Annotated in this window: 12 protein-coding genes; 9 read left to right on the top strand and 3 right to left on the bottom strand. The window is 48.8% G+C overall.

The genetic code is table 11. From position 1 onward, the window contains the following. Window positions 1-67: 67 nt before the first annotated feature. Window positions 68-2,479, bottom strand: a complete 2,412-nt coding sequence (locus A8O25_RS05550; protein ID WP_066831921.1) for an alpha-ketoacid dehydrogenase subunit alpha/beta — start codon at window positions 2,477-2,479, stop codon at window positions 68-70. A gap of 187 nt (window positions 2,480-2,666) precedes the next feature. Here A8O25_RS05550 and A8O25_RS05545 point away from each other — a divergent pair, with 187 nt between their 5' ends. Both A8O25_RS05545 and ald read left to right on the top strand, forming a co-directional pair. Next, entirely contained in the window at window positions 2,667-3,452 is a 786-nt protein-coding gene (locus A8O25_RS05545; RefSeq protein ID WP_066831919.1) for a DUF1573 domain-containing protein, read from the top strand. A 219-nt stretch (window positions 3,453-3,671) separates the two neighbouring features. Next, window positions 3,672-4,787, top strand: a complete 1,116-nt coding sequence (gene ald, locus A8O25_RS05540) for an alanine dehydrogenase (protein ID WP_066831917.1) — start codon at window positions 3,672-3,674, stop codon at window positions 4,785-4,787. A gap of 947 nt (window positions 4,788-5,734) precedes the next feature. Here ald and A8O25_RS05535 read toward each other — a convergent pair. After that, on the bottom strand, window positions 5,735-6,202 hold the full coding sequence (locus A8O25_RS05535; protein WP_066831915.1) for a type I restriction enzyme HsdR N-terminal domain-containing protein: 468 nt from the start codon (window positions 6,200-6,202) through the stop codon (window positions 5,735-5,737). A 76-nt stretch (window positions 6,203-6,278) separates the two neighbouring features. Between A8O25_RS05535 and A8O25_RS05530 the strand changes: the two genes are divergently transcribed. Next, complete coding sequence (locus A8O25_RS05530; protein ID WP_066831912.1) at window positions 6,279-7,049, top strand: AMP nucleosidase; 771 nt, start codon at window positions 6,279-6,281, stop codon at window positions 7,047-7,049. Continuing rightward, window positions 7,042-8,697, top strand: coding sequence for an amidohydrolase (locus A8O25_RS05525; RefSeq protein ID WP_066831910.1), 1,656 nt, complete (start codon window positions 7,042-7,044; stop codon window positions 8,695-8,697). The genes A8O25_RS05530 and A8O25_RS05525 overlap by 8 nt, the downstream gene beginning before the upstream one ends. A 283-nt stretch (window positions 8,698-8,980) precedes the next feature. Here the strand turns inward: A8O25_RS05525 and A8O25_RS05520 are convergent, their stop codons facing one another. Then, a complete protein-coding gene (locus A8O25_RS05520; protein WP_066831906.1) occupies window positions 8,981-10,294 on the bottom strand; it encodes an MFS transporter in 1,314 nt (437 codons plus the stop codon). A 149-nt stretch (window positions 10,295-10,443) separates the two neighbouring features. Here A8O25_RS05520 and A8O25_RS05515 point away from each other — a divergent pair, with 149 nt between their 5' ends. From A8O25_RS05515 to pheT, 5 genes are all read left to right on the top strand, one after another. Further along, window positions 10,444-11,019, top strand: coding sequence for an RNA polymerase sigma-70 factor (locus A8O25_RS05515; RefSeq protein ID WP_066831904.1), 576 nt, complete (start codon window positions 10,444-10,446; stop codon window positions 11,017-11,019). Between the two features lie 92 nt (window positions 11,020-11,111). Further along, window positions 11,112-12,161: a FecR family protein gene (locus A8O25_RS05510; RefSeq protein WP_082893472.1), complete on the top strand. Its 1,050-nt coding sequence runs from the start codon at window positions 11,112-11,114 to the stop codon at window positions 12,159-12,161. A gap of 26 nt (window positions 12,162-12,187) precedes the next feature. After that, window positions 12,188-12,922, top strand: a complete 735-nt coding sequence (locus A8O25_RS05505; RefSeq protein WP_066831900.1) for a head GIN domain-containing protein — start codon at window positions 12,188-12,190, stop codon at window positions 12,920-12,922. Window positions 12,923-13,353: 431 nt separating this feature from the next. After that, on the top strand, window positions 13,354-16,020 hold the full coding sequence (locus tag A8O25_RS05500; protein ID WP_082893471.1) for a TonB-dependent receptor: 2,667 nt from the start codon (window positions 13,354-13,356) through the stop codon (window positions 16,018-16,020). 336 nt (window positions 16,021-16,356) lie between these two features. Further along, complete coding sequence (gene pheT / locus A8O25_RS05495; protein WP_082893470.1) at window positions 16,357-18,231, top strand: phenylalanine--tRNA ligase subunit beta; 1,875 nt, start codon at window positions 16,357-16,359, stop codon at window positions 18,229-18,231.

Genomic DNA, 18,231 nt, shown 5'->3' with positions numbered 1-18,231 from the left:
ATCCTGTTTCCACTAAAAAGGGCTGCTCTACAAGCAGCTTTTAGTGGAAACAGGATTACTTTTTCTGTTAGTAGATACTAGGGAAGTTTTCAGGGTCTGCCTCGCTCATGATGCCATACACCACCTCAAACACATCTTCTGCGTTTGGTTTAGAGAAATAGTCGCCATCTGTGGAGTAGGAAGGGCGGTGGTCATGGGCAGAAAGCGCCGTGGGTTTTGCGTCCAGCCAGCGCCAGGCCTCCTGCTCATCTATTACTTTTTGCATCATAAACCCGGTGGTACCGCCAGAGACATCCTCATCTGTGAACAATACCCGGTTTGTTTTCCTGATAGAATCACTGATCAGGTGCTCAAGGTCAAATGGAAGCAGCGTCTGCACGTCAATCACCTCAGCAGAGATACCTACCGCCTGCAGTTGTTCGGCCGCATCTAAAACAATACGGCACATAGAGCCATAGGTCACAATGGTAATGTCTGTCCCTTTGCGCAGGATTTCAGGCATCCCCAGCGGAACCGTGAACTCTCCCACGTTGGCAGGCAGCTTCTCTTTTAAACGGTAGCCATTCAGGCACTCCACTACCAGCGCCGGTTCATCTGCCTGCAACAGGGTGTTGTAGAACCCGGCTGCCTGCGTCATGTTGCGGGGCACCAGCACGTGCATGCCCCTGAGGCTGTGCAGGATCATCCCCATGGGGGAGCCTGAATGCCATACGCCTTCTAAACGGTGACCGCGGGTACGCACAATGACCGGAGCCTTCTGACCGCCTTTGGTACGGTACTGGAGGCTGGCCAGGTCATCACTCAGGATCTGGATGGCGTATAGCAGATAGTCCAGGTACTGGATTTCGGCAATGGGTTTTAAACCGCGCAGCGCTGCGCCTATGCCCTGCCCCACTATAGTGCATTCCCTGATACCGGCATCTGTAACCCGTAGCTCGCCGTACTTTTCCTGCAGCCCGGCAAACGCCTGGTTCACATCCCCAATCTTGCCCACGTCTTCGCCTATGGCAAATAAGCGGGGCTCCCGGGCCAGGGCAGCGTCAAAGCAGGCTTGCAGCACCTCTCTCCCATCTACCAGGGGACTATCCTCCAGGTATTGGGGCTTCACCTCCTCTACCAGCAGGGCAGATTCATCTGATTGACTGTACAGGTAAGAATTATACCGTTCAGCGTTCTCCCCCTGTACCGTCTCTAACCATTTCAACAGGTCCCTTTTGGCGGCACTCTTCTCCCGCCGCACAAACCGTAAGGCTCTCCGGGCTGCCCTGATGGCATCAGAGCGCAGCGGGTTGAGCGTTTTGTTCAGTTCTTCCCTAATAGAGAGAATTTCTGAGGCGTTCTCATTCAAAGACTCGGCCAGCTTCTCCAACAGCACAAGGCATTGGCTATGATCTTCTTGAATGCCTGCATTGAAAGAACTCCAGGCATTGGCGCGGGCTATCCGGACCGCCTCTTTTGCCTCAGCCTCTATTTGGTTCAGCTCCTCATGGGTGGCATACTGGTTCTCTATCAGCCAGCGCCGCATCTGTTTGATACAGTCATACTCCTCTTCCCAGGCCAGTCGCTCCTTTGTTTTGTAACGTTCATGAGAGCCGGAGGTAGAGTGGCCCTGCGGCTGCGTCATCTCTTCCACGTGAATAAGCACCGGCACGTGCTGTTCCCGGCAAACCTGAGTAGCCTGCTGATACACCTCACAGAGACTGTAGTAATCCCAGCCTTTCACTTTAAAGATCTCATACCCTTGTTCCCCCGGCGCATTGCGTTGAAAACCGGCTAAGATTTCTGATATACTTTCCTTGGTGGTCTGGTATTTGGCCGGAACCGAGATGCCGTACCCGTCATCCCAGACAGAGACAAGCATGGGCACCTGCAGCACCCCGCCGGCATTGATGGTTTCAAAAAAAACCCCCTCAGAGGTAGAGGCATTGCCAATGGTGCCAAAGGCAATCTCATTCCCGTCTATTGAAAAGTCTTTGAACTGGTGAAGTTCCGGGTTCTGGCGGTAAAGCTTAGAGGCATAGGCCAAGCCCAGCAGACGGGGCATTTGTGCGCCGGTGGGGGAAATATCTGCGCTTGAGTTTTTGGCGGAAGTTTGCGGCTTCCATTTTCCTTCATCATCTAAGAGGCGGGTGCCAAAATGGCCCGTCATGCTGCGGCCGGCCGTAGAAGGCTCCTGCTCTACATCTGTATGGGCGTACAGCTGCGCAAAAAACTGCTGAACTGTCAACTCCCCAATGGCCAGCATAAACGTCTGGTCCCGGTAGTACCCAGAGCGGAAGTCCCCGTTGCGGAAAAACTTGGCCATTGCCAGCTGTGCCACCTCTTTGCCGTCTCCAAAGATCCCGAACTTGGCCTTGCCCATGAACACTTCCTTACGGCCAGTCAAGCTAGCCTGTCTACTTTCGCAGGCAATGCGGTAGTCCTGCAACATCTCTTCTTTGGTGAGCGAAAGCTGATTCGTCCGTTCAACGGTTTGCATGCGGTATAGGATAAGGTCCGAAAAGGATTTTTAAAGTCAAAACTACATAGATTTTAGCCCAATTTCAAATTCACCAGCCCGGGCTAGTCTATGTCCCCACATTAATACTGGAAATACGAACTATTTTTTCCTAATTTTGTTTTTGCCCATGAAGGGACCGTAAAAAGGAATAAACCCAACCAGTATTATGAAAAAAATCTATTTTTTCCTTGCCTTGGCACTAGTTGTGCTTACCCAGGGAATGGTATCTGCACAAGGCGTGCTTTCTTTTGAAAAAGAAACCCATGACTTTGGCACAGTGGCTGAAGGCCCGGTTATCACCTATGAGTTCAAAGTGAAAAATACGGGGAACCAACCGGTAGTGATTTCCAATGTGCAGGCTTCTTGCGGCTGCACCACTCCAGAGTGGTCTAAAGACCCCATTCTTCCTGGTAAAACGGCCGTGGTGAAAGCAGGTTACAATACCTCAGGCCGTCCGGGTGCTTTTAATAAAGCGCTGACAATCACGTCAAACGCCACCCCTGAGACCCAGATGTTATTTATAAAGGGCACAGTGACCGCCAAAGAGGCCGCCGCCCCTGCCCCAAGTGCCCAGGAAGTGGCCAACTCTGCTAAACTGGAGCTTACCACTACCGCCTTTGATTTTGGCAAAGTTGAAAAAGGCCAGAAAGTAACCGCCAAATTCAATATTAAAAATACCGGAAAGCAGGACCTGACAGTAAACGGGCTGCAGTCTAGCTGCAACTGCGTAGTGCACAAATTGACTCCGGCTGTTGTAAAACCAGGACAATCTGCCAAGTTGGAACTTATTTACAACCCACAGGTGTTACAGAACAGAGTAGAGACCGTGACATTAGCCTCTAATGATATCACCGGTTCTGCAGCCACTATCACCCTCAAGGCAAATGTGGTTGAAAATCTCGCAAAACAAAGTTCTGTTAAGGTTAATAAGGCGTCAGTGCCTTTCAAATAGTTTTTTCATAGTTTTATTTTGTACTAATGGCAGTGGCGCAGCTACTGCCTTTTTTTATGCCCAATCACTGCTGCCATTGCCGGCCCGTTTCCAAATGCTAAACAATTCCTGACGAACCTTACCATCACCAAATTAAAAAACGAACGGTTGTTGCAAATTTGGCAGTGGGTTCATGTATATTTGCGCACTTTTTCACCACTCTATATAAAAAGTAACACCATGATTATTGGTCTGCCCAAAGAGATAAAGAACAATGAAAACCGCGTGGCCCTCACCCCTGGTGGCGTGGCGGAGTTTGTAAAAAACGGCCACACCGTATATGTACAGGCTACAGCCGGTGAAGGAAGCGGTTTTTCTGATGCTGAATACTCGGCTGCCGGTGCCACTATCCTGCCCACTATTGAGGAGGTGTACGGCATTGCCGAAATGATTGTAAAGGTAAAAGAACCAATTGAGCAGGAATATGCGCTGATCAAAGAGGGCCAACTGCTGTTCACCTACTTCCACTTTGCCTCTTATGAGCCGTTGACCCGTGCCATGATTGAGCGCAAAGCTACCTGCCTTGCCTATGAGACAGTAGAGTTGAAAGACCGCTCTCTGCCTTTGCTGATTCCCATGAGTGAGGTGGCGGGCCGTATGGCACCCCAGGAAGGGGCTAAATACCTGGAGAAGCCTTTAAAAGGTCGCGGCATTCTGCTGGGTGGCGTACCCGGTGTAAAGCCAGCCAATGTATTGGTATTGGGCGGTGGTATTGTAGGTACGCAGGCGGCTAAAATTGCTGCCGGGTTCGGGGCCAATGTCACCATCATGGACATCAGCTTGAAGCGTCTGAGAGAATTAGATGACATCATGCCAGCCAACGTAACCACCGTCATGTCAAACCACTACAATATCAAAGAGGCTATTAAAACCTCTGATTTGATCATTGGAGCCGTGTTGATCCCAGGTGCCAAAGCACCTCACCTGATTACCCGTGACATGCTGAAAGACATGCGTCCGGGTACGGTATTGGTTGACGTGGCCGTAGACCAGGGAGGTTGCATTGAAACCTGTAAGCCTACCACCCACGAAAACCCTACTTTTATCATTGATGATGTAGTGCATTACTGCGTGGCCAACATGCCGGGGGCGGTGCCATACACCTCTACCCTTGCCTTAACCAACGCTACCCTGCCTTACGCCCTGTTGCTGGCTAACAAAGGCTGGAAGCAAGCTTGCCAGGAGCGTGATGAGCTGAAACTTGGCTTGAATGTGGTAGATGGAAAAGTAGTGTATCCTGGCGTTGCCCAGGCGTTTAATTTACCTTTGACTAATGTAGCTGAAGTTCTTGCCTAAGAGCTTGTTTTCATCTTCTTTAAAAGCTTCTGATTTCTCAGAAGGCTTTTTTATTTATGCTGCTGGCAAGTGTTGTCTGTTTTTCCCCTGACAGGCTGGTTGAGGCAGTGCCTTTGCTGTTGTAATAGGATAGTCCTTTATTTCCTTGACTGTGGCGTTAATGTACTGCCTCATAGGGTACATTGTTCCAGTGCTGCTGTTGTTGCTGCAATGCGTAGTCCGCTGTTCCCTTGGCTAGGCTGGTTGCTGCAGTGCTTCACTGGCGGTATTGTTCATCTTTTCCAGTAAGCGCTCACGGCCGCGGGGCCCCGTCCTGGCGACTCGCACTGCTGTTAAAACTACGCCTTTGGCGTTGCCTTCGGCACCGTAGTAACAGAGGCGCTCACCCCCAGGACTGGTTTGGGTTCAATTACTGATCAGCTTCACTTCTTTTGTCTGCCTCTGCAGGTAACTACTGCTGATCCGCTAGCCTGAGGCGAACCCGTGCTGCGCACATCAGCCAAGGGCAGAAGTGGTGAAAGCAGGAGTACCAGTAGCAGATGTGAGGACCATTAGCGTAAGTGAGTGGCTATAGAAGCAGAAGTGCACAGCAACAGCAGAAGCTAAATACAAGGCACTGGTTCAAGTCTGGGACCTGGCCCCAGAATGGCGGCAGCTGGCACCTGTCATGAGGCAGTAGCCTTACCCCCTCTCCTATTCTCTAATGCGCGGAAGGTTCTTCGGTGGCTTGCGGCCCCTTTACAACCTGAACCGGTTCCTTACTGTTTGCATGATAAGCAGGAATACTATTGGGTTGATTGAAGAGCACGGTAAAAACCTAAAAAGTTCTGCTACAGAATAGGCCAAAACCCTAAGAGCAGAAGAAGGAAGCTATTTTATAAATTTCTGTTTTCGGCCTGTTTTCTGAAAAACAGTTCTAAAACAGAAAAAGCAACCACGCAGGGAGACTACCGTACCCCGTCCTTCTTTAACTGGTCAAAGGGAGGTAATTCGGCCAGGGGCTCTAAGGAAACCCCGTCTTCGGCTACCCGCCAGCAGTAGTGGTGGTGCCCGTTGCTGAGCAGCAGGTAAGGCGCTTTGATGGTCTGGTTATACACCGCCGCCTGCTGCACCGTCTGGGTGGAGATAGGCACGGTGGGGGCTTTACACTCCACCAGAAGTAAAACTTTCCCGTCTCCGCCGTATACACAGATATCTGTACGCTTCTGAAGTCTGTTGTAGCGGGTGCCGCGCTCCACGCTCATGAGAGGCTTTGGGTACTGCAGATAGGCATGCAGGAAATGGAGCAGATGTTGCCTTACCCATTCTTCAGGAGTCAGGACCAGCCACTTGCGGCGTACCGCATCATAGATAAAGGTTTTACCGTCAGATTCCTTAAGTTTGTAAGAAAACGCTGGCAAAGAAAGCTGCTCCATACGGCAAAGGTAAGAAGTTGAATCCCTAAAAAGCCGTTTCCGGGCCGTTTTTCCTAAAACAGAACAAAAATAGACTATGAAGACAAAAAAAGAGATTGTGGAGAACTGGCTGCCGCGGTACACCGGCAGGCCATTGAATGAGTTTGGCGAATACATTCTGCTCACCAACTTCCTCAATTACGTGGTAATGTTCGCAGACCAGTTTGGGGTGGAGATCAAAGGCTCAGACAAGCCCATGCAAACGGCCACGGCCGAAAACATCACCATCATCAACTTCGGGATGGGGAGCGCCATGGCGGCCACCGTCATGGATTTACTCTCTGCCGTTAAGCCAAAGGCTGCGCTGTTCCTGGGCAAGTGTGGTGGCCTGAAAAAATCAAAATTGGGGGATCTGATCCTTCCCATTGCTGCCATCAGGGGCGAAGGAACCTCAGACGACTACCTTCCGCCTGAAATTCCCGCGTTACCTTCCTTCAGGTTGCAGCGTGCGGTTTCATCAATGATAAAAAAGCATGAGATGGACTACTGGACGGGTACCGTGTACACCACCAACCGGCGGGTGTGGGAGCATGACGAAGATTTCAAAGACTACCTCCGCTCCATCAGGGCCCTGGGGGTAGACATGGAAACGGCTACTATCTTTGTGGTGGGCTTTATGAATGACATTCCGCACGGTGCGCTGTTACTGGTCTCTGACAACCCCATGACGCCAGACGGGGTAAAAACCGCCGACAGCGATTTGCGCGTCACGGCTGATTACGTAACCAAGCACCTGCAAATTGGCATTGATTCCCTTCTGGAACTCCGCGACTCCGGAGAATCTGTGAAGCACCTGCGCTATGACTAAACCTTTGTATAAATTTGGCGCGTCAGCTTGTTTGGGGCTGGCGCTCCTCTCCTCCTGCTCCCAGCGGGAAAAAGCAGATCTTTTGGTGTACAACGCCAACGTCTACACGGTGAACTCCCAGTTTGCCAAGGCGCAAGCCTTTGCGGTGAAAGACGGCAAGATTATGGAAGTGGGAACATCTGAGGCCCTAAGGGAAAAGTACAGCGCGCAGGAAGAGGTAGACGCCAACGGAAAACCGGTGTACCCGGGCCTGATAGATGCGCACGCCCATTTCTACGGCTATGCCGTGAACCAACGGGAAGCAGACCTGGTGGGAACCAAATCATTTGCAGAAGTAGTGCAGCGGCTGCAGGCCCACCGCAAGGAGCACCCCGGGGCGGCATGGATTTCAGGGCGCGGCTGGGACCAGAACGATTGGTCTACTAAGCAATTCCCCACTAAAGACACCTTAGACAGGCTTTTCCCAGACGTACCAGTTATTATTGAGCGTGTAGACGGTCATGCTTCCCTGGCCAATCAGAAGGCATTAGACCTGGCAGGGATCACCACCGGTAACACCCAGGTGCAAGGCGGAAAGGTAGAAGTAATCAACGGTAAACTGACCGGGATCCTGATTGACCGCGCCTCTGAACTGGTGTATGCCAAAATGCCGTCGCCCTCGGTTGCTGAACTAACCCAGGCACTCAAAGAGGCTGAACAGGACTTGTTCTCTGTAGGGCTGACCACGGTGGTTGATGCAGGTCTGCCTAAAGAGGCCGTAGACCTCATTGATTCTTTGCAGCAGAAAAGGGAACTGAAGGTGCGGGTGTATGCCATGCTGAGCCCCTCGCTGGAGAACAAGAGCCACTATTTCAAGAATGGCCCTTATACCACAGACAGGTTGAACGTGCGCTCCTTCAAGGTGTATGGAGATGGTGCTTTGGGCTCAAGAGGTGCCTGCCTCCTCCACCCGTACGCAGACCGTCCGCTGGAAACTGGCTTTTTACTGCAAACAGTGCAGGAGTACAAAGACCTGGCCGCCGAACTGTATCAACATAATTTCCAGATGAACACCCATGCCATAGGAGACTCTGCCAACCGCCTGATTCTGCAGATCTATGGCAACCTGCTGCAAGGCAAAAATGACCGCCGCTGGCGGATAGAGCATGCCCAGGTAGTGAACCCGGCAGACGTACCCTTGTTCGGAAAGTTTAGCATTCTCCCTTCGGTGCAACCCACCCACGCCACCTCAGACATGTACTGGGCCGGAGAACGCCTGGGTACCGACCGGGTGAAGCATGCCTATGCCTTCAAAGCGCTGTTGCAGCAGAACAACATGATTCCGCTGGGGTCAGATTTTCCGGTGGAGCACATCAACCCCTTATATGGGTTTCACGCAGCCATAGCACGGCAAGACGCCAAGAATTACCCGGCCGGGGGCTTCCAGATGGAAAACGCCCTCACTCGGGAAGAAGCTTTGAAAGGCACCACTATCTGGGCTGCTTATGCCAACTTTGAAGAAAAGCAGAAAGGTAGTATTGAGGCCGGCAAGGTGGCAGATTTTGTGATCCTGGATCAGGATATCATGACCATTCCACCCCAAGCCATCAGAAACGTGAAGGTACTCAGCACCTATCTCAGCGGCGAGAAGGTGTTTGGGAAACCATAACGTTTCTGGCCTGTTTTTCGTAAAACAGGGCAAAAGTAAACAAAATCGCCCTGGCTAAATTCTTTAGCCAGGCGATTTTGTTTATCAGCAACCAACATTAAATCAACACCTTACTACCTGCCACCTCCATTTAAACTTCACGCGGCTGCAAGCAATCATTACCCTCTAAAAAGCAGACGAAGGAGATGCTGTGTATTTCTGTTTTAGGGCTGTTTTTTGAAAAACAGCCCGAAAACAGCGAGTGTATTTCCTTCGCCTGATCAAAAATTTCTCTTCTCATTTGCTAGGCAGCTAGCTCTTCAGTAGCCGCCAACTTCTTTGATTTTATAGTGAGCAGCACCAGCAGCCCAATAACAAAGAACACCAGCAGGGTCAGGATACTGTTGCGCATAGATCCAAAGATCTGCTGCGTTAGCCCAAAGGCCAGGCTCCCCAGCGCCAGCCCCACCTTATCACAGATGTCATAGAAACTGAAGAAGGAAGCATGGTCTTTGGTAACCGGCAGCAATTTGCTGTAGGTAGATCTGGAAAGAGATTGCACCCCTCCCATCACCGCACCCACCACAAAGGCCAGCATGTAGTATTGCGTTCCCGTGGTGACAAAATACGCCCCTATGGTAATCCCCACCCACACCACCACTGCCACCGCCAAAGCTTTGGTGTTGCCTATCCGGCCAGACAGCCAGGCAAAGAAATAGGCCCCTCCAATGGCCACTGCCTGAATAATCAAGAGAACGGTGATCAATGACTCATCTGGCAGGCTTAGTTCCTTAGAGCCGAAGAGAGAGGCCACATACATGACGGTTTGAACCCCCATGTTGTAAAAGAAAAAGGCAATGAGGAACTTCTTAAGCAAAGGCAGGGACTTCAACTGCCTGAAAACCTTACCCAGCTCCTTGAAACCGTTGAACAGGTACCCCCCTTTCGCCTTCTGGTGGTACGGGTTTTCAGGAAGATGGGCAAACGAATACTGCGAAAACCCGAACCACCAGAGGCCTGTCATCAGAAAGGAGATTCTGGCGGGAAGGCCCTTGTCCTCAATACCAACCAAATCAGGGAACAGCACCAACGCCAGGGAAAGGATCAGGAGAATCATACTCCCAATGTAGCCCAATGAAAACCCCCTGGCACTGAGCTTATCAAATTGGTCTTCGGTGGCAATTTCAGGAAGGTACGCGTTATAAAACACAATACTCCCGCTGTACCCTATGGCCGCTATCATGAAAAGAAGGACAGACAGGGAGAAGGTTTGCTCCGTAAAAAAGAAAAGCCCCATGCAGGCCAGGGACCCCATGTAGCAGAAGAAACGCATGAAGTTCTTTTTGTTACCGCCGTAATCAGCAATGGCAGTAAGCAAAGGGCTGAGAAATGCTATGATCAGAAAGGCGCCCGTCAGGGCGTAACTGTACAACACAGAAGCCGACACTTCCCACGCAAAGAATCTGGTCAAATCCCCCTCTGGCCGCTTGGTCAGGGCCACATAGTAAATTGGGAAAATGGCAGTGGTGATAACCAGCGAGTACACTGAGTTAGCCCAATCATAAAAGCACCAGGCGCGGGTGACAATAGGGTCATTTTTGGGAAAGGCGTGTTCCATAAGGCAAGAGCCGCATTAATAGTGTTATTATTTGACTAGTTAAGCAAAAAAGCGAAATATACGGGCATTACTGGCTGATTTTAAGGCAAGGCAATAGGATGAACCCTAGGTTCTTTTATCTTTGCATAACACTTTAACTCTCTGTGCCTATGGGTACAACCCTACCTATCTCTGATCAGGAACTGCATCTCCTGCTCAAAGCCAACGAAGCCAAGTTTATGGAAACGCTGTTCAAGCAGTACTACGGATTGCTTTGCCGTACAGCTGTGCGTTTTACCAAAGACACAGAGGCCGCCGAGGATCTTGTGCAGGAAGTTTTTTGCAAAATCTGGCAAAACCGGGAGGTGCTTGAAGTGAGCACTTCTTACAAAGCCTACCTTGTACGCTCTGTCACCAATCAGGCGCTGAACTATATTGAAAAGCAAAAACGGTTGGTTCTTACAGAAGACACCACCTCTTTTGAATCTTCCTTCTCTGCCAATACCACTATGGAAACCATGGAAGGCACTGAGATGGAGACCAGGGTGCAGAAAGCTCTGCAGGCTCTTCCACCACAGTGCCGGTTAATCTTTGAGATGAGCCGGTTTGAGGAGCTGACGTATAAAGAAATTGCTGAAAGCCTTGATCTTTCCCCTAAAACGGTAGAGAATCAAATGGGGAAAGCTCTCAGAATCTTGAGAGAAAAACTCTTGTTAATTCTCATAACTTTCTTTATTCTACTGTAGTTACACAGCTGCACTGCAAGTAAAACATTAGTTTAATAAATTCTTTAAGTAAAGATAGGGGTAACGCCCGCTTTACCTGTCTTATAGGCAACATGACACAGACAACACTCGTGCAACAAGAAAATCCTGAGTGGGTTTTGATAGCCAAAGCCCTGAAAGGAGAATTGACAGAGCAAGAGCAAGTGGAGTTTTCTTCCTGGTTAAAGGAAGATGAAACCCATATGGAATTATGGGCGGAAGCCTCTGAAATTTGGGATCAAACGGGAACGGATCAACACCTACACTTTCACCCTGACGCAGATCTTGCCTGGGAGAAAGTTTGTGCCCAGGCAAACCTTCCCCTTCACCACAACCAGCCTTCAGAGATGGAGGCTCCTGAAAAGGATGCACTCCTAGTCGCCCTCTTCCCATGGAACCAGGTATACAAATTTGCGGCTGCTTTGGTACTGGCTGCCGGTCTTGCCTGGATTGGTTACCTCCAGTTCAACAGCTCCCCTGAGTGGGAGCAGGTGGCCACCGTTTCAGGAGAAAGAAAACAGATCTATTTACCTGATAGCAGCCAGGTGACCCTCAACGGAAACTCCACCCTCAAATACCAAACTGCTTTTAAAGGCCGGGAGAGGCGGGTAGAGCTGACCGGAGAAGCCTTCTTTGATGTGAAAAAGAACCCTGAAAAACCTTTTATCATTCGCAGCGGCGAGGCGCAGACCAAGGTGCTGGGCACCTCCTTTAATGTGAGAGCCCTTTCTTCTGAACAAAAGGTTACCGTAGCCGTGGAAACCGGCAGGGTCTCCCTCTCCTCACCCAAAATTGGCAAAGAAGTTTTCTTAACACCGGGTTTCACCGGAACGTTAACGGCTAACGGAAACATTACAAAAGTTGAAACCGCAGCCAATGCTCCTGCCTGGCGTACGTTGGCGTTCAATGGTGCAACTATTGATGAGGTGGCGCTGCAATTAGAAAGCTACTTTAACGTTTCAATAAAGGTAATAGGGAAAAAATCTGCTGTTTGCACCTTTACAGGCACCTTTGAAACACCCCGCTTACCTGAAATTCTGCAGGTTCTTGCCGCCTCTAATGAGTTAGAGATTACAAAGCAGACATCTTCCCAGTACACCATCTTACGCAACAGCTGTCAATAGTCTCGCTTTAGCAGAGGCCCAGTTCTATGATTTTTACGCGCTTTTTCTCCTCAATTGCTTTTCTTGCAGTATTCCTGCTTCTGAGTGCCTGTGATATTCTGGGAGACGGGCCTTGTCTGGAGGGAAAAGGGGATGTAAAAGCAGTAACCCGTGATGTTTCTGCCTTTACAGGCATAGATATGCGTCTTCCGGGAAATGTACACGTGGTGGAAGGCCCGGTTCATTCCCTTACAGTTGAGACCTTCCATAATTTGCTTCCAGAAATTATTACTGAAGTTGTCAACAATACCCTTGTCATCAGGTCAGATGCGTGCCTTGAGTATTTTAGTAATGAGGCCACCTTTTATGTCTCAATGCCAGAAATTGAGAATGTGGAGCTCAAAAGCTCTGGTGAGGTTCGCATAGTGACGGTCCCCTCCAAGAATAAACTTAGATTAAACTTGTCAGGTTCTGGTACCATCTACTATACCGGGAGCACCAACAGCCTCAATTTGCTTCACTCAGGCTCTGGCGACATTGTCTTAGTGGGGAATGTGGGATATATAGAAACCCTGCTAAGTGGTTCTGGGAGAATACAAGGGTATTCTATGATGACAGATACTGCCAAGACTGTAATAGCAGGATCTGGTTATCAGCAGGTGTGGGTTTCACAGGTATTAGATGTATCTATCACCGGCAGCGGGAACCTCTACTATAGGGGCCTTCCTCCTTCCATAGTAATTTACACCTCTGGTTCAGGCAAGCTCATCAATCAAAATTAGGAAGTCAAAATGCACAGTGCCTGCCCAACACGGTAGGCACTGTGCATTTTGACTTCCTACTCTGCTTTGAATGTAAAATGAGCTCTTTAGAAAATAGACCTCCTAAAGCCTAGTCAAGTAGGATACAGCATAGGAATCAAATTTTGCTTTAAAACAAGCTTTCAAAGCGTTTTTGACTTATTTTTTTGAAAACAGGTCAAAAACGGTAAAGGCGTTCCATCTATCTGAAGTATTCACTTAATTCATATCTGCTGTAGGTTGAACAGGTTCTGAGGGAGCGTTACTTTTTATACCAGGTTTGACTCACCGGCGCCACTCCCGCAACAGGCTAGAATAATTATATTTCGCATTAATATTTTGTTAATAGCAGTATAAATCTGGAATTTAGCATTTAGAATTAAATCGCAAGAAAAGTATCACGTCCCAACTAAATGGCTTTGCCCAAGTCTCTAAATGCTCTTCTTTGTGTCTTGTTCCTCATATTTTTGGGTGTACAAGTGCAGGCACAGAATACATTAGAGAAGAATTATTCATTTAGTTACAAAGCGCAACCTCTTAAAAATGTACTGCAGGATTTGGAGGAAAGATATTCCATTAACTTTTCCTACAGCACCACCCAGTTACCCCTTGCCACCCCCATTACATGTAAAGCCACGTCTCTTCCATTAGAAAAAGCAATAAACGCGCTATGTGCGTGCGCTGGCTTATCTTATGTTATGATAGGAGATCAGGTTGTACTTAAAGCTGAAACTGTTTCTGCCGGCACACCGCTTGCCAAACCATTTTCGCAGACATTCAGAGGCTATGTATTAGATGGGGCCTTGAATACTCCTCTGGTTGGAGCCACAGTGGTGGTTACCTCAGCAGACCCTGCCAGAGCGGTACAGACTGGGGCAGACGGCTCTTTTGACTTCAAACAACTGCCCATAGGCCGACACTCCATCAAGGTTTCCTATTTAGGCTATGAAGAGAAGGAGATGGGCAATATTCTACTAGTTTCCGGCAAGGAAACGGTAACTACTATCTTACTCCAGGAGAGTTTTGTACAAGAAGCCGAAGTATTGATTGTGGGCGAACGGGATAAATCCTTGCCCCAAAACCCGCTCATCTCCTCATCAGTGCACACCTTACGGACTGAAGAAATCAACAGGTTTGCCGGCTCACGGCAAGACCCCAGCAGAATGGCTGCCAATTATGCCGGCGTGGTCAGCGCCTCTGATCAACGAAACGATCTAATTGTAAGGGGCAATTCCCCTTTAGGTGTTCTGTGGAGACTGGAAGGTGTTGAAATCCCTAACCCTAATCACTTTACCTTCACCCCAAACAGCGGCGGGGCTTTCAGCCTGCTCAACAACAACCTGTTGGCTAATACCGACTTTTTAACCGGGGCTTTTCCGGCCGAATACGGAAACAGAATCGGGGCCGTGATGGATGTCAAAATGCGGACCGGCAATAGTAAGAAGTTAGAGAATACCCTTCAGTTAGGACTAAATGGGCTTGAGGTGGTCACAGAAGGTCCGCTGGTAAAAAAGTGGGGTGGTTCGTTTCTTGGAAGTATGCGGCTTTTCACGTTTAGACCCTTAGAAAAAATAGGGCTGGACATTGGCTACCAAGGAGTGCCTCAATACCAGGATGGGGCTTTTAAAGTTGAATTGCCCACTCCCAAAGCAGGTCAATTCTCAATTTGGGGCATTGGAGGCACCAGCAATATCACTGTGTTTGACGTTGACACAGATACTACCACGTGGGGGAAGGTCAGATACAGGGTAGAACCTACCCTTAAAAACAGAATGTATGCTTTTGGCTTAAGCCATACCTACCCAATTACTAAAAAAACCGTTTCTCAGTTTATTGTATCCACCTCCGGAAGTCAGGTAGAGGCAACCAGTAAGGCTACTTTTAGAAACCAAACAAAAAAACTCTCTTACTACCTGAGGAATTATGAACAGCAGTTTGTTACCCGCTTAAATGTTACCCATAAATTTAATAACAGATTACTGTTTAAAAGCGGAGTTACCTGGCAGCAGTACTACTATAATAATCAGGAGATTATTTACCAGGACCTACGTGATGTATATGAAATACCTTTAGATGCGAACGGAGGGGCAGACTTGTTTCAGTACTACCTGCTGAGTAAATACTCCGTCACTCCCAGGCTTGAAATTCAGGCGGGCCTGTACAGCCAGCGTTTTTCAATAGGAAACAGAGTAGCTGTTGAGCCCCGTTTTTCCGCTGAATATTATCTGACAGATGCCCAACGCATTTATCTCTCAGCCGGGTTACACAGCCAGACACAGCCCCTGGTTTATTATGAATACAGGTTCTTCTCCCCTGAAAAGGCAGAATTTAGCCAGCCTTACAATAAGCTTGATTTTACCCGGAGCAGGCAGCTAGTGGCCGGTTATAATTACAATATCAGCTCAAATTGGCGAGTTAAAGCTGAAGCCTATTATCAACAGCATTACCGCGTGCCTGTAAGTGAACGCGAGGGAGATGAAGCTTTTTCCATGCTCAACTTGGGCACTGACTATAGCTTTGTCACGGTAGACAGTGTAGTAAGCAAAGGAACCGGCCAAAATTATGGCGTGGAACTCACCGCCGAACGCTTTTTAAAGAATGGGTTCTACGCTCTCGCCAATTTGTCTCTCATGCAGTCTTGGTTTACCGGTGCAGACCAGGTGAAAAGACCCACCGCATTCAGTGTGGGTTACGTCTCTAATATTCTCTTTGGCAAAGAGATGGCATTAGACAATGACCAAAGGCACCTGCTTTCACTAGATGTCAGGCTCAACTACTCAGGCGGTAGAAGATTTATACCCATTGATGAAGAGCGAACACGTAATGAACCAACAGATAAGATCCATTATGATGTTGCCAATGCTTTCATTCCTCAACTGAAAAGTTACTTTAGAGCCGACCTCCGGTTTTCTTATCAATTAAATACCCGCAAAACCACCCATTGGATATTTGCTGCAGCAGATAACTTTCTTAATACCAGAAATGAATTGTATTACAGCTGGGATCTAGAGGAAAACAAAGCCAAGATTTATTACCAATTAGGTATCTATCCCTACTTAGGCTATAGAATTCAATTTTAGTTTACAAATTCCAGATCATTTGAGGCAAAAGATCAGAATAATTTATCCCTATCCTTTCTATAATAGCATTATGAAAGAACGAAGATGTATTTTATTATTTAAGTTGATTAATAAGTTAATCTAGCGAAAGAAACCTGAATGTTTCAAAGAAAGAGCCTATTTACTTAAACTGCTTAGGGTGCCGAAAGAAACCTAAATAGGATAACTCAAATACCTTGACAGTATATTAAATTTACAAGGAACAAAAAATAATATTTATTAAAATTTTCAGAAAATCAGGCCAAAAACAAAAAAGTAATTTCTCCATTTCGCGTTTAGGAGGCAGCGGCCTCCCATCTGGGCGTGGCCCGTGACTTGCAGGCATTGCTCAAAACCCCGTACCAACTGCCAGACCTGAGCGGTTTCAACGTGGCCAATACCAGCCTGCCCATTTCGGTGGAGATTGAGAATCTAGAGGCTTGTCCCCGTTACGCGGGCGTGACCATTTCTGGCGTAACCGTACAGGAGTCGCCTAAGTGGTTGCAGCAGCGGTTAAGAGCTATTGGCCTGTCGCCTATTAATAATGTGGTAGACGTGACCAACTACGTGCTGCATGAACTGGGCCAGCCGCTGCACGCCTTTGACGCCGCTACCATTAAAGGCGGAAAAATCATCGTAAAAAATGCGGCTGAAGAAACCAAGTTCACCACGTTAGATAGCGTGGAGCGCACGCTTCGCACCGAAGACCTGACCATCAGCAACGCCGAGGAACCGATGGTACTGGCGGGTGTGTTCGGTGGGTTGAACTCGGGTGTGACTGCTGAGACAAAGAACATCTTCTTAGAGAGCGCTTACTTCTCCCCTGCTGGCATTAGAAAGACTAGTCAAATACATGGGATTAAAACTGATTCATCGTTCCGGTTTGAGCGCGGCACGGACCCTAATATGGTGATTACGGCCTTGAAACGGGCGGCTTTGTTGATTCAAGAAGTGGCCGGTGGCGAAATCTCTTCGGAGATTGTAGATGTGTACCCAACGCCGGTGCAGCCTACGCAAATAAAAGTGAGCTACGCGAAGGTGCACCAACTGATTGGTCAGCACATCGGCGAAGCTAGAATCAAGGAAATCCTGATGGACTTAGGCATTGAAATAGCCGAGGAAACCGCTGAAGAGCTGTTATTAACAATTCCGCCGTTCAAAGTAGATGTGACCCGTGAAGCCGATGTGGTGGAGGAAGTATTGCGCATCTACGGTTACAACAACATCACGCTGAGCGAGAATTTGGCGGCCAGCTACCTGGCGCAGTTCCCGAACCCAGACCCCGAGGTGATTACCAAGCACGTGGCTGACGCCTTGGCCGCCAATGGTTTCCTGGAAATCATTACCAACTCGCTCACCAATTCCAACTACTACCAAGACACCGAGGGCAATACACCCGCCGAGCTGGTGCCCATTCTGAACTATAATTCAGAAGATTTAGACGCCATGCGCCTGACCTTGGTGTATTCAGGGTTGGAAGTGCTGCGCCACAACATCAACCGCCGCCAGCGCGACCTCAAGGTGTTTGAGATTGGCAAAGTGTACCGCAAAGACGGCGAGAAATACAAAGAGAATAACTATCTGGCGCTGTTCCAGACTGGAAACAAAGCGGCTGAAAACTGGCAGCAGCCCTCGGCCAAAGCCACGTTCCATGATTTGGCGGGGCAGGTGCAGCAGGTGTTAACGCTTTGCCGTCAGCTGAACTATACCACCAAACCAACCGAGCATGCTTATTTAGCCGGCGGCGTCACGTATCAGAAAGGCGATGTGGTATTAGGTCATATCGGGTTGCTGAAAGACAACGTGTGCAAACAGATTGACGTGAAAGAGCAAGTCTGGTACGCTGAACTGAACTGGGATTACCTGCTGCGCAACTACAAAGCCAAACTGGTGTTTGAGGAGCTGTCTAAGTTTCCGGAGGTGCGCCGTGACCTGAGTTTGGTGCTGGACAAGGCCGTGACCTTTGACCAAATCAAGCAGGTGGCCCAGCGCGTAGAGCGGAAAATCTTGCAAGACGTGAACGTGTTTGACGTGTATGAAGGCGATAAGATTGAGGCCGGCAAAAAAGCCATCGCCATCAGCTTCACCTTGCAGGACAAGAACCAGACCCTCACCGATAAAGTGATTGACGCAACCATGAGCCGTCTCATGCAACAGTTTGAGCACCAGTTAGGAGCCGTAATCAGGAAGTAA

The organism is Rufibacter ruber (genome assembly GCF_001647275.1).
Lineage (GTDB): Bacteria > Bacteroidota > Bacteroidia > Cytophagales > Hymenobacteraceae > Nibribacter > Nibribacter ruber_C.
The sequence above is the reverse complement of the archived record's forward strand: the minus strand, read 5'-3'. Positions and strand labels throughout refer to the sequence as shown.